General features: G+C 42.6%; 13 protein-coding genes. All 13 read left to right on the plus strand.

The window, feature by feature from the left end; translation table 11 throughout:
• Window positions 1-4 precede the first annotated feature (4 nt).
• The 13 genes from gatC (at window position 5) to AC6IZR_RS02760 (ending at window position 13468) form a co-directional block, all read left to right on the plus strand.
• Window positions 5-307 carry an Asp-tRNA(Asn)/Glu-tRNA(Gln) amidotransferase subunit GatC gene (gene gatC, locus AC6IZR_RS02700; RefSeq protein ID WP_497848743.1) on the plus strand — a complete coding sequence of 101 codons (303 nt, stop codon included), beginning with the start codon at window positions 5-7 and terminating at the stop codon, window positions 305-307.
• Window positions 307-1773, plus strand: a complete 1467-nt coding sequence (gene gatA / locus AC6IZR_RS02705; protein ID WP_497848744.1) for an Asp-tRNA(Asn)/Glu-tRNA(Gln) amidotransferase subunit GatA — start codon at window positions 307-309, stop codon at window positions 1771-1773. The genes gatC and gatA overlap by 1 nt, the downstream gene beginning before the upstream one ends.
• Window positions 1773-3215 (plus strand): Asp-tRNA(Asn)/Glu-tRNA(Gln) amidotransferase subunit GatB, encoded by a 1443-nt coding sequence (gene gatB, locus AC6IZR_RS02710; RefSeq protein ID WP_485781176.1) that lies wholly within the window; start codon window positions 1773-1775, stop codon window positions 3213-3215. Before gatA ends, gatB begins: the two co-directional genes overlap by 1 nt.
• A 100-nt stretch (window positions 3216-3315) precedes the next feature.
• Window positions 3316-3732, plus strand: a complete 417-nt coding sequence (locus AC6IZR_RS02715; protein ID WP_014713786.1) for a hypothetical protein — start codon at window positions 3316-3318, stop codon at window positions 3730-3732.
• Between the two features lie 126 nt (window positions 3733-3858).
• Window positions 3859-4902, plus strand: coding sequence for a 2,3-butanediol dehydrogenase (locus AC6IZR_RS02720; protein WP_049487948.1), 1044 nt, complete (start codon window positions 3859-3861; stop codon window positions 4900-4902).
• Window positions 4903-4996: 94 nt separating this feature from the next.
• Window positions 4997-5908 carry a DMT family transporter gene (locus AC6IZR_RS02725; protein ID WP_272157540.1) on the plus strand — a complete coding sequence of 304 codons (912 nt, stop codon included), beginning with the start codon at window positions 4997-4999 and terminating at the stop codon, window positions 5906-5908.
• 155 nt (window positions 5909-6063) lie between these two features.
• Window positions 6064-7152 (plus strand): DUF4352 domain-containing protein, encoded by a 1089-nt coding sequence (locus tag AC6IZR_RS02730; protein WP_497848745.1) that lies wholly within the window; start codon window positions 6064-6066, stop codon window positions 7150-7152.
• Window positions 7153-7297: 145 nt separating this feature from the next.
• Window positions 7298-8437: an amidohydrolase gene (locus tag AC6IZR_RS02735; protein ID WP_497848746.1), complete on the plus strand. Its 1140-nt coding sequence runs from the start codon at window positions 7298-7300 to the stop codon at window positions 8435-8437.
• A 126-nt stretch (window positions 8438-8563) separates the two neighbouring features.
• Window positions 8564-9391, plus strand: a complete 828-nt coding sequence (locus AC6IZR_RS02740) for an amino acid ABC transporter substrate-binding protein (protein WP_497848747.1) — start codon at window positions 8564-8566, stop codon at window positions 9389-9391.
• A gap of 24 nt (window positions 9392-9415) precedes the next feature.
• Window positions 9416-10273, plus strand: a complete 858-nt coding sequence (locus AC6IZR_RS02745) for a MetQ/NlpA family ABC transporter substrate-binding protein (protein WP_485777621.1) — start codon at window positions 9416-9418, stop codon at window positions 10271-10273.
• Window positions 10274-10345: 72 nt separating this feature from the next.
• Window positions 10346-11719 carry a M20/M25/M40 family metallo-hydrolase gene (locus tag AC6IZR_RS02750; protein ID WP_497848748.1) on the plus strand — a complete coding sequence of 458 codons (1374 nt, stop codon included), beginning with the start codon at window positions 10346-10348 and terminating at the stop codon, window positions 11717-11719.
• Window positions 11712-12779: a methionine ABC transporter ATP-binding protein gene (locus AC6IZR_RS02755; protein ID WP_070662629.1), complete on the plus strand. Its 1068-nt coding sequence runs from the start codon at window positions 11712-11714 to the stop codon at window positions 12777-12779. The genes AC6IZR_RS02750 and AC6IZR_RS02755 overlap by 8 nt, the downstream gene beginning before the upstream one ends.
• Window positions 12776-13468: a methionine ABC transporter permease gene (locus AC6IZR_RS02760; RefSeq protein WP_003008487.1), complete on the plus strand. Its 693-nt coding sequence runs from the start codon at window positions 12776-12778 to the stop codon at window positions 13466-13468. The genes AC6IZR_RS02755 and AC6IZR_RS02760 overlap by 4 nt, the downstream gene beginning before the upstream one ends.
• Window position 13469: the final 1 nt, after the last annotated feature.

Consider the following 13469-nt stretch of genomic DNA (forward strand, 5'->3'; position numbering starts at 1 on the left):
CAAGATGAAAATTACGCAAGAAGAGGTAACCCACGTTGCCAATCTTTCAAAATTGAAATTCTCTCCAGAAGAGACAGCTGAGTTTGCGACAACCTTATCGAAAATTGTCGACATGGTGGAATTGTTGGAAGAAGTGGACACAACCGGTGTTGCCCCAACAACGACCCTGGCTGACCGCAAGACAGTATTGCGTCCGGATGTTGCTGAGAAAGGGACGGACCGTGACCGCTTGTTTAAAAATGTACCTGAAAAAGACAATTACTACATCAAGGTACCAGCTATCCTAGAAGATGGAGGAGATGCCTAATGTCATTCAACCATAAAACCATTGAAGAGTTGCACGACCTCCTTGTTTCTAAGGAAATTTCGGCAACGGAATTGACACAAGCAACGCTTGACGATATCAAGGCACGTGAAGAAGCGGTTAATGCCTTTGTAACGGTGGCCGAAGAAGCGGCCCTTGCGCAAGCAAAAGCTATTGATGAAAAAGGAATCGATGCAGATAACCTCTTGTCAGGGATTCCACTCGCTGTCAAAGACAATATCTCAACAGATGGCATCTTGACTACTGCGGCATCAAAAATGCTCTACAACTACGAGCCAATCTTTGATGCGACAGCTGTTGCCAATGCCAAGGCCAAAGATATGATTGTCATCGGGAAGACCAACATGGATGAATTTGCCATGGGGGGGTCTGGTGAAACTTCTTACTATGGACCAACCAAGAATGCTTGGGACCACAGCAAGGTGCCTGGTGGATCTTCTAGTGGTTCAGCAGCTTCTGTCGCTTCAGGGCAAGTCCGTTTGTCCCTTGGTTCAGATACAGGTGGTTCCATCCGTCAACCGGCTGCTTTTAATGGGATTGTTGGTCTCAAACCAACTTATGGAACGGTTTCCCGTTTTGGTCTCATTGCTTTTGGTAGCTCACTTGACCAAATCGGACCGTTTGCACCAACGGTCAAGGAAAATGCCCTCTTGCTCAATGTTATTGCCAGTGAAGATGTTAAAGATTCAACTTCAGCGCCAGTGCGCGTAGCCGATTTTACTTCTAAGATTGGTCAAGACATCAAAGGTATGAAGATTGCCCTTCCTAAGGAATACCTTGGTGAAGGGATTGACCCAGAAGTCAAAGAAACCATCCTTAATGCGGCCAAACACTTTGAAAAATTGGGAGCAACTGTCGAAGAAGTTAGCCTTCCACACTCTAAATATGGGGTTGCCGTTTACTACATCATCGCTTCATCTGAAGCTTCTTCAAACTTGCAACGTTTCGATGGGATTCGCTATGGTTTCCGTGCGGAAGATGCTAAAAACTTGGATGATATCTACGTGAACACTCGTAGTCAAGGCTTTGGTGATGAGGTCAAACGCCGGATCATGCTTGGTACCTTTAGTTTGTCATCTGGTTACTACGATGCTTACTACAAGAAAGCTGGTCAAGTCCGTACCCTTATTATCCAAGACTTCGAAAAAGTCTTTGCGGATTACGACCTTATCCTTGGTCCAACAGCTCCAAGTGTAGCCTTTGATTTGGATTCGCTCAACCATGACCCGGTTGCCATGTACTTGGCGGACCTCTTGACTATTCCAGTCAACTTGGCAGGTCTTCCAGGGATTTCGATTCCTGCAGGTTTTGCGCAAGGTCTTCCAGTTGGTTTGCAGTTGATCGGTCCTAAGTATTCTGAAGAAACCATCTACCAAGCTGCAGCTGCCTTTGAAGCAACGACGGATTACCACAAGCAACAACCCCTAATTTTCGGAGGTGACAATTAATGAACTTTGAAACAGTCATCGGACTTGAAGTCCACGTTGAATTGAATACAAACTCAAAAATTTTCTCACCAACCTCTGCCCACTTTGGGAACGAGCAAAATGCCAATACCAATGTGATTGACTGGTCTTTCCCAGGGGTGCTTCCTGTCTTGAACAAGGGTGTTGTGGATGCTGGTATCAAGGCTGCTTTGGCGCTGAATATGGATATCCATCAGCACATGCACTTTGACCGGAAGAACTATTTCTACCCTGATAATCCAAAGGCCTACCAAATTTCGCAATTTGACGAGCCAATCGGTTACAACGGTTGGATTGAAGTGCAATTGGAAGACGGCTCAACTAAGAAAATCGGGATTGAACGGGCCCACTTGGAAGAAGATGCCGGTAAGAACACCCACGGAACAGATGGCTTCTCTTATGTAGACCTTAACCGTCAAGGGGTGCCCTTGATCGAAATCGTTTCTGAAGCAGATATGCGTTCTCCAGAAGAAGCCTACGCTTATTTGACAGCTCTGAAAGAAGTCATCCAATACACAGGTATTTCAGATGTCAAGATGGAAGAAGGATCGATGCGGGTCGATGCCAACATTTCCCTTCGCCCATACGGTCAAGAGGAATTTGGTACCAAGACTGAGTTGAAAAACTTGAACTCTTTCTCAAACGTCCGTAAAGGTCTTGAATACGAAGTTGAGCGTCAAGCGAAAATCTTGCGTTCAGGTGGTGTCATTCGCCAAGAAACACGTCGTTATGATGAAGCTAACAAGAGCACGATTCTTATGCGTGTCAAAGAAGGAGCAGCGGATTACCGTTACTTCCCAGAACCAGACCTTCCCTTGTTTGAAATCTCAGATGAGTGGATCGAGGAAATGCGCACATCATTGCCTGAGTTTCCAAAAGACCGCCGTGCTCGCTATGTGGCAGAGCTTGGCTTGTCTGACTATGATGCCAACCAATTGACAGCTACTAAGGTCACATCTGACTTCTTTGAAGCAGCCGTAGCCCTTGGCGGAGACGCTAAACAAGTGTCTAACTGGCTCCAAGGTGAAGTGGCTCAATTCTTGAACGCAGAAGGTAAAACGCTGGAAGAAATCCAATTGACACCAGAAAACTTGGTCGAAATGATTGCCATCATCGAGGATGGAACCATCTCTTCTAAGATTGCCAAGAAAGTCTTCGTTCACTTGGCAAAAAACGGTGGCGGTGCGCGTGAATACGTCGAAAAAGCCGGATTGGTACAGATTTCAGATCCAGAAGTCTTGATCCCTATCATCCACCAAGTCTTCGCAGACAATGAAGCAGCCGTAGCTGACTTCAAGTCAGGGAAGCGGAATGCGGACAAGGCCTTTACCGGCTTCCTCATGAAAGCAACCAAAGGCCAAGCCAACCCACAAGTAGCCCTCAAGTTACTTGCCCAAGAATTGGCGAAGTTGAAAGAAGAGTAATAGAGAAAAAAACCAGCCGAGAGGTTGGTTTTTACTATCCATAAAATTGTGTTAGAATAGGAAAGATCATTACATATCAACTGGCATTAGGAGGAGTTACATGAACAAATTTTTAAGAGTCTTATTTGTCCTGGTTATCATCGCCATGTCTGGAGCGATTGTCTTCCAGCTGTTCTTTCCATCTTATATGGGAAGTCATTCGGGATATGGTGTTTCTGTCGGTTGGCAACGGGAGATTGGGATTTGGAATGTGGCAGTTCTTGTGATTCTCATTGCTGTCAATCTCAAATACGATTGGTTTTATCTTCGGACGGTTCTATTGGCTTTGATCCTAGGTGGGATTGGAATTGGGACGAATCATTTATTTGCTTATCTCAACTATCATTTGCCAGTCAATGGGATCGGTGCGCTTGAAAATTATCTCTTGGTCCTTGGTTGGATTTTGGGGTGGAGATTGGAGGTTTGTCGGATACAGAAAAAGTCTTGTAATGTGGAGAGGAAAAGAAGTCATCACTAGGTTTATTTCTTCATTGTCTTCTTTGTTCAGTTTTTCCTTGACAAGCAAAAAGAAAACGTTTACAATATGGTGTATAAAGTTTCCTGAAAAGAAAACTAAAAATCATGAAAACAAGGAGACCATCCTATGGCTACTATGAAAGCAGCACGCTGGCATGCAGCAAAAGACGTTCGTATCGAAGAGGTGGAGGTACCTGAAGTACAACCACATCAAGTAAAGGTGGCAGTTAAGTTCACGGGGATTTGCGGGACAGACTTGCATGAATATTTGGACGGCCCAATCTTCATTCCAACAGAAGAACATGTTTATTCTGGTCAAAAAGCACCAGTTACTTTGGGACATGAATTCTCTGGTGAAATTGTAGAAGTCGGAAGTGATGTCACTCGTGTCAAAGTTGGGGATCGTGTAACCATCGAACCAATTCTTGCAGAGCACAACTTAATTGGTGATTATAACCTTGATCCAAACTTGAACTTCGTCGGCCTCGCTGCAGATGGTGGTTTTGCTAAATATTGTGTTCTTGATGGTGATCTGGTCCATGTGATTCCAGACAGCTTGAGCTATGAACAAGCCGCTCTCACAGAACCTGCTGCTGTAGCTGTGTATGCTGTCCGTCAATCTGCTTTGAAAACTGGTGATACAGCAGTTATCTTTGGTTTAGGCCCAATTGGTCTTTTGATCGTTGAAGCCCTTCGTGCAGCAGGCGCATCAAAAATCTATGCGGTTGAATTGTCTCCTGAACGCCAAGCCAAAGCAGAAGAATTGGGAGCGATCGTTGTTCGCCCAGAAGAAGGAGAAACAGTCGTAGAAGCCATCCATCGTTTGACAGGTGGTGGAGCAGATGTTTCTTATGAAGTCACTGGGGTTCCAGTTGTTTTAGGCCAAGCCCTTGCAGCCGTTCATAAAGCTGGGGAATGTATGGTCGTATCTATCTGGGAACGTGAAGCCAGCATCAATCCAAATGAATTCGCTATTCAAGAAAAATCCCTCAAAGGAATTATTGCCTACCGCCACATCTTCCCTAAAGTCTTGGAATTGATGGAACAAGGATACTTCTCTGCTGAGAAATTGGTTACTAAGAAAATCAAATTGGAAAATATCGTTGAAGAAGGATTTGTTGAATTGACACAAGATAAATCTCAAATCAAGATCTTGGTTCAACCTGAATAAGCGAATAATTTTATATGAAATATATGAGGCTGAAACGTTTCGTTTCGGCCTTTTATGATACAATAAAAGTAAGGAATAGATTTTGGAGGGGACTATGTCAAAGACGATGAAAGGAACGCTCATGACCTTGATTGCTGGGATCGCTTGGGGCTTGTCAGGAGCCTGTGGCCAGTACCTGATGGCTCATGGATTTACAGCAATCGGTTTGACAACGATTCGTTTAGTGTTTTCAGGAGCTGTACTACTGCTTCTTGCATATCTAGCGGACCAGGAAAAAGTAAAGGCTTTTCTAACAGACCGCTCGTCCTACCTTTCCTTGTTCTTATTTGCTTTTTTAGGGTTGTTAATGACCCAATTGACTTATCTAGAAGCGATTGATGCGACTAATGCAGGTACTGCAACTGTTTTGCAATATCTCTGTCCCATTGGAGTTTTGGCCTATTCTTGTGTTAAGGATCGGGTAGCTCCTACGGTATCTGAAATCATTTCGATGATCTTAGCCATCGCAGGGACCTTTCTCATTGCAACCCATGGTCAACTTAATCAATTGGCAATCACTCCTAAAGGGCTAGCTTGGGGACTTGTTTCTGCCTTTGCCTATGCCCTCTACATCATTCTGCCTATTCAGTTAATTCAAAAATGGGGTAGTATGTTGGTGATTGGTATCGGTATGCTCATTCCAGGACTTGTGATGATTCCCTTCACAGGAAGAAGACTTTTTCATGGCCAATATAGCATGGATAATCTAATGGGCTTAGTTGGCTTAGTGGTGATAGGGACCATATTTGCCTATACGGTCTTTTTGAAAGGGACAACTCTGATTGGACCGGTCAAAGGTAGCCTTCTTGCAGCTATTGAGCCTATTTCAGCCGTATTCTTTGCTTTTGCCATTATGAATGAACATTTCTTTGCCATTGATTTTATAGGGATGGCTATGATCCTTTTTGCGGTCCTCTTGATTTCCCTCAAGGATCTCATGATTCAAAAAGAAAAAGGAATCTTGTAAAACCAAGATCAATTATTTTTCAGTTAAAAGGTTGAGACGAAGGTCTTAGCCTTTTTGTGATCCTCGCCCTTTGAGGGAAGAGTTATCACTATATAGCGTATACATAGCTAGAAAAAGATGTTAAAATAGAACAAAACTTTTTTAAGGAGATGAGAATGAAAAAGATTTTTAAATGGACCTTATTTGCTGTGGCGACCTTGAGTCTAGTAGCTTGTGGAACTACTGCTCAAAAGACAAATTCACAGCAAGCAAAGACAGAAAAAGCAGCGAAAAGCTCTGCATCTGACGGTCAAGTAGAGCTGAGCCTAAAAGGAGGGCAATACATCAAACCGTCTGTCCTCAATGACTCAGAAGACGGCACTTATTTGGCCCTTCAATTAGAATTTAAGAATGTTTCCAAAGAATCTATCAACGTGTCAGATTCAGATATCACCATCTACGATGCGGAGAATAACAAGGTCAAATTGCAGTCAGGAATTTATGACCAAACGGAAGCCTTCCAATTGCTCAAGAGTGATCAGTTGGCCCAAGATAAAAAATTAACCGGCTATATAGTCTTTCCAGTCGAAAAAGGCAAAAAATACGAAGTGCAGTATGAACGAAAAACCTATAGCTCTGATAAAAAAACGAAGCCTCTAAAATTTGTGGTGGATTCTTCTCATTATGAGGACAAGGTGGAAGCTTCCACCCTTCTAGCTGATGAATACATCAATCAAGTTTACTTTAGTGGCCAACGAAAGGTCAAAAAGGATAATGCTTTTGTTTTGGGAACTGATTTGAAAAAGGAAGCCAGTGATTTCCGTGCGAAATTTGCGGCTGATTTTACCCGTCAATTGCATGATTACCAATTTCCAGAAGAAGAAGTGACCCAGTTTATTGATGCTTATGAAAAGGAAAATGCAAAGCGTGCTAAATTAACCTATAAGGTGAAACAATATCTCCCGGACAAGGTGGTCATTAGTTTAAATCCTGAGACTGTCAGCATGGAAAAGACGATTTTAAACCACATGCAGACCTTCTATCAAGAACATCGTAAAGACTACCCAGGGATCATCGAAGCGAATCAGGCTCAAAACAAAGCCTATAGAGAGGAAATGATGGCTTCTCTTGCAGATCGTCCCTTAACGACGCCGGATCGGTACGACTACCAGTTGACCTTTGTTAAGAAAGATGGCAAGTGGGAAGTGGAAAAAGCCTATAATAGTGATAGCTTTATGGAAAAATTCGAGGGAAATCTTTCTTAAGGCTGAAGTTGGCACTCCTAGGAAATGAATCTAGGAGTGTTTTTATCTATAGTTTGAAACTATATCAAAACCCAAGAAACAGGAATTAGACGGAAACACCTATTAGTGATAGAATAATTTTAAGTTTGAAAGGAGATGAAGGCTTGTGTCTTTTTCTTATGAAGAGTTAGCAGAGATTCGCCACTATATCCACCAACACCCTGAATTGTCTGGTCAAGAATACCAGACAACCGCCTTTATAAGGGAACGTTTGGAAGAGTTGGGGATTCGTATTTTAGAGAGTGGGTTAAAAACTGGTCTGATTGCAGAAATTGGGTCCGGCCAACCAGTGGTGGCGCTACGTGCAGATATCGACGCCCTTCCGATTTTGGAACAAACGAATCTTCCCTACCAAAGTCAATATCCAGGTGTCATGCATGCTTGTGGTCACGATTTTCATCAAACCAGTCTTCTAGGAGCAGCAGCTCTTCTCAAGGAAAAAGAAGATCAGCTGGAAGGAACAATACGCTTGATCTTTCAACCGGCAGAAGAAATTTCAGAAGGTGCTTCTGACGTTCTAGCAACAGGACTGTTGGAGGATGTTCAAGGAATTATTGGATTTCATAATATGCCTCAGCTAAAAGCAGGACAACTTGCTTTGAATGCTGGAGCTATGATGGCAGGGGTAGAGAAATTTAAGGTCACTGTAACAGGGGTTAGTAGCCATGCTGCGAGACCAGACTTGGGAGTTGATACGGTAACAGCCGTCACAACCATGGTTCAGAATGTACAATTATTAATTTCACGGACCGTTTCTCCTTTTGAAACAGCTGTTTTGTCTATTACTCACTTGGATGTAGGTTCAACCTGGAATGTACTCCCAAAATCAGGCTATTTTGAAGGAACGATTCGCTCCTTTAATCCGAGTGTGCAAAGAGAGTTGAAGGAACATTTCATTTCGATCATTCGTCATATAGCAAAAAGCCTGGAAGTGGATGTGGCTTTTGAGTGGGGAGTGACCCCGCCTGTTACCTTTAATGATGAGGAATTGACCAAAGTCGTTTGGGAAGCTTCACAAGACTTGGCTGAGGTGCTTCCAGCAAATCCATCTACAGCTGGAGAAGACTTCGCCTTTTACCAAGAACGAATTCCTGGAGTTTTTGCCTTTATCGGTTCAAATGGAGATCCGGATGCGCCAGACCTCCATCATGATCACATGACCATCGATGATGCAGCCTTTGAGGTATCCGTTCCCTATTATGTTGAAAATGCGCAAGCTTTATTGCGGTATTTCAAAGAAAAATAAGTGTGATAAAGAAAAACTATCACCTCCATAAAAAATATATATTAGGCAAGTGAATGTTTTTCTGATAAAATAAAAAAATACTTTTAAAATGGCGTTTTATGTGCCTGAAACCAAAAAGGAGATCCTATGAATCTAAAAAAAGTGATTAAGTATTCTGCTTTAGGATTAGTTGCAGTCCTTGCAACCGGTGCTTTAGTAGCATGTTCATCTGGCAAATCAGCCAGTGGGAAGAAAACCATTGAAGTTGGGACGGTTGGAACAACCAAACCCTTCTCTTATGAAGAAAAAGACGGTAAGCTAACTGGTTATGAGATCGAAGTATTGCGTGAAATCTTTAAAGGTTCAGATAAATACGAAGTGAACTTTAACAAGACAGAGTGGTCTTCAGTCTTTGCTGGATTGGATAGTGACCGTTTCCAAATCGGTGCCAACAACATCAGCTACTCAAAAGAGCGGGAAGAAAAATACCTCTATCCAAATCCATATGCTCGTAATCCATTAGTACTGGTCGTACCAAAAGATTCTTCTATTAAATCTTTGGATGACATTGGTGGCAAGAAAACAGAAGTTGTTCAAGGAACATCTACTGCTAAACAATTAGAAGATTACAATAAAAAACATTCAGATAATCCAACCGACTTGCAATACACAGATGGAACGATTCAAACCATCATGGCCAATCTAGCGGATGGTCGTACCGATTACAAGATCTTCGAACGGATTTCTGTAGATACCATCATTCGTGATCAAGGCTATGACAACTTGAAGGTTATCGAGCTTCCAAGCGACCAACAACCTTATGTTTATCCAATTATTGCAAAAGAAGATAAAGACCTTCAAAAATTTGTCAACAAACGCATCAAGGAACTCTATGACAATGGAACCCTTAAAAAATTGTCTAAAAAATACTTCGGTGGTTCTTACCTACCAGAAGCAAAAGATATTAAAGAATAATATTTAATTAAAGGAGATTTTAAAATGAAATTGAAAAAAATTCTTGGTTTAACAGCTCTTGCAGCTGTCGCAACAGTTGCTCTTGCAGCATGTGGTTCTTCAAAATCATCTAGCAAAGATGGCGAAACAACAGTTAAAGTGGGTGTCATGACTTTGAGTGACACTGAAAAAGCTCGTTGGGATGCAGTCGAAGAAAACCTCAAAGGAAAAGGCATTAAATTGGAATTCACCCAATTTACAGATTACTCACAACCAAACGTTGCTGTAAAAGATGGTAGTGTAGATATCAATGCTTTCCAACACCACAACTTCTTGGATAACTGGAATTCTAAAAATGATGATGCGCTTGTCTCTGTAGCGGATACTTACATTGCTCCAATCCGTCTCTACTCTGGTACAGAAAACGGTAAAAATAAATACACTTCTATCAAAGAAATTCCAAAAGGTGGAACCATTGCCGTACCAAATGACCCAACAAATGAAAGCCGTGCCTTGTATGTCTTGCAATCAGCAGGTTTGATTAAGTTGGATACCAAAGATGGACAATTGGCAAACGTATCAAACATCAAAGAAAATCCAAAAGATTTGAAGATTTCTGAATTGGATGCTTCTCAAACGCCTTCTGCTCTTCCTTCAGTAGATGCTGCAGTCATCAACAATACCTTCGTTCGTGAAGCAGGGGTTGACTTCAAAAAAGCGATCTATGTTGAAAAGAAAGACAACAACTCAAAACAATGGTACAATTTGATTGCTGCTAAGAAAGATTGGGAAAAATCTGACAAAGCAAAAGCAATCAAAGAAATCATCGATGCCTATCACAAAGACAATGTGAAAAAAGCGATCGAAGAATCTTCAGAAGGAATGGACCAACCAGTCTTCTAAGATTCGATCTCAAGTGTATGAAGGAGGTGGAGAAGCAATTCTCTACCTCTTATCGTGTATTAGGAGGAATGCATGCCTTTTGCAACAGAAGCGGAACAAATTCGTAAATTTGAAAATGATGAGGTCGCACAACATTATTTTGAAGTGTTGCGAACCTTGATTTCAAAAAAATCCATCTTTGCTCAACAAGTAGGTCTCAAGGAAGTGGCCAACTATTTGGGGGAAATTTTTACAGCTGCAGGAGCCAAAGTCGAAGTTGATGATAGCTACACAGCCCCTTTTGTGATTGCCAAATTTTTCTCCCCAAATCCAGACGCAAAAACCATCATCTTTTATAACCACTATGATACAGTACCAGCGGATGGAGACCAACCTTGGACGGGAGATCCTTTTACCTTATCTGTTCATTACGGGACCATGTACGGTCGAGGGGTTGATGATGACAAGGGACATATCACAGCTCGTCTCACAGCTCTTCGAAAATACATTCGTGAAAGTGGCGATTTGCCAGTCAATATCACTTTTATCATCGAAGGGGCAGAGGAGTCTGCATCGACTGACTTGGATAAATACTTAGCTAAACATAAGAAACACTTGCGTGGGGCAGACCTCCTAGTTTGGGAACAAGGTACCCGAAATCATCAGGGTCAGTTGGAAATTTCTGGTGGTAGCAAAGGGATCGTCACCTTTGATATGGTGGTGAAGAGTGCAGAAGTGGATATCCATTCCAGCTATGGTGGTGTCGTAGACTCTGCTTCCTGGTATTTGTTAAATGCCATTGCAAGTCTACGTGACAAAGAAGGTCGAATCTTGGTGGATGGGATTTACGATCAGATACAAGAACCCAATGAACGCGAGCTCGCTTTGATTGAACAATATGCCAACAAAGGCCCAGAAGATGTTGCAGAAACCTATGGTCTTACTCTCCCCGTCTTGAAGGAAGACCGGAAAGAATTCTTGCGCCGTTTCTATTTTGAACCAGCTTTGAATATTGAAGGTTTTGGTTCTGGTTACCAAGGTCAAGGTGTCAAAACGATTCTTCCAGCAGAGGCGCGTGCTAAGATGGAGGTGCGTTTGGTTCCTGGACTGGATCCCAAGGATATCTTAGAAAAGATCAAGCAACAATTGAAGAAGAACGGTTATGATCAGGTCGAATTGGTCTATACTCTCGGTGAAATGAGTTACCGAAGTGATATGAGTGCCCCATCGATTTTAAATGTCATTCGGCTGGCCAAAGATTTCTATAGAGAAGGAGTCTCTGTTCTTCCAACAACAGCGGGGACAGGGCCAATGCATACGGTATTTGAGGCTTTGCAGGTACCGATGGCAGCCTTTGGAATTGGCAATGCTAATAGCCGTGATCATGGGGGCGACGAAAATGTGAAAATTGCCGATTATTACACCCATATTGAATTGATAAAGGAGTTAATAGCAAGTTATGAGTAAAGCAATGATTCAGCTGGACCACATTGATGTGACCTTCCAGCAAAAGAAACGTCAGATCCAAGCCGTCAAAGATGTGACCATTCATATTAATGAAGGCGATATCTATGGGATTGTAGGGTATTCCGGAGCGGGGAAATCGACCTTGGTTCGGGTGATCAATCTCTTGCAAGTGCCTAGCGCCGGAACCATCACTGTGGACGGGGATGTGATTTATCAAGATCAGGTGACTTTAAAACCGGCTGCCCTTCGGGAGAAACGTCGGGATATCGGAATGATCTTCCAACACTTCAACTTGATGGCTCAAATGACCGTCGCAGAAAATGTAGCCTTTGCTCTTAAACATTCTAAATTAAACAAAGAACAAAAGAATGAGAAAGTGGCGAAATTGTTGGAATTGGTTGGTCTAGCTGACCGTGCAGAGAATTACCCAGCACAATTGTCTGGTGGTCAAAAGCAGCGGGTAGCGATTGCGCGTGCCCTTGCCAACGATCCAAAAATTTTGATCTCAGATGAGTCAACTTCAGCCTTGGATCCAAAGACGACCAAACAAATTCTAGCTTTGTTGCAAGAGTTAAACAAAAAACTTGGTTTAACCATTGTCTTGATCACCCATGAGATGCAAATTGTCAAAGATATTGCCAACCGGGTAGCTGTCATGCAAAATGGCGAACTGATTGAAGAAGGGTCTGTGTTAGATATCTTCTCGAATCCGAAAAATGCTTTGACGCAAGACTTTATCACGGTTGCAACAGGAATCGATGAAGCCATGGTGAAAATCAATCAACAAGCGATTGTGAAGAACTTGCCTGATGATTCGATTTTAGCGCATCTTAAGTATGCAGGTTCTGTGACAGATACAGCCATCATCAATGATATTTACAAGCAGTACCAAGTATCTGCCAACATTTTATTTGGGAACATCGAGATCCTTGATCACACTCCTGTCGGAGAATTGGTGGTCATCTTATCAGGTGAGACTCAAAATCTGGAAACGGCCAAAGCTGAGTTAGAAAATGCAGGAGTTTCCGTGACTATTGTGAAAGATGGGAGAAAAGCATGATCCAGTTAATTCAAACATATTTACCAAATGTCTATAAATTAGGGTGGTCTGGCCAGTATGGATGGGGAACCGCTATTTACTTGACTCTTTACATGACCGTTATTTCCTTCATTATTGGTGGATTTTTAGGTTTGGTGACAGGACTTTTGTTAGTCTTGACCCGTCCAGGTGGTGTCATCGAAAATAGAATCGTTTTCCAAATTTTGGATAAGATTACTTCCTTGTTCCGCGCCATTCCTTTCATTATCTTGTTGGCCTTTATTAATCCCTTGACCTACTTGCTCTTGAAAAATACCATCGGTCCTACAGCAGCCCTTGTTCCGCTATCCTTGGCTGTCTTTCCATTCTTTGCCCGCCAAGTCCAAGTGGTCTTGTCCGAGTTGGATGGAGGCGTGATTGAAGCAGCGCAAGCCAGTGGGGCAACCTTCTGGGATATTGTCGGAGTCTACCTGCGTGAAGGGCTTCCTGATTTGATCCGTGTGACAACAGTGACCATCATTTCCTTGATCGGAGAAACCGCCATGGCGGGTGCCGTTGGTGCTGGAGGATTAGGAACCTTGGCCATCAACTACGGGAAAAATATGTTTAACAATGATGTCATCTTTGTGGCGACCTTATTGATCCTGATTCTGATCGTTCTGGTCCAATTTATCGGGGACTTCCTTTCGAAGAAAATTAGCCACCGTTAGG

This window comes from Streptococcus mobilis (assembly GCF_059727625.1).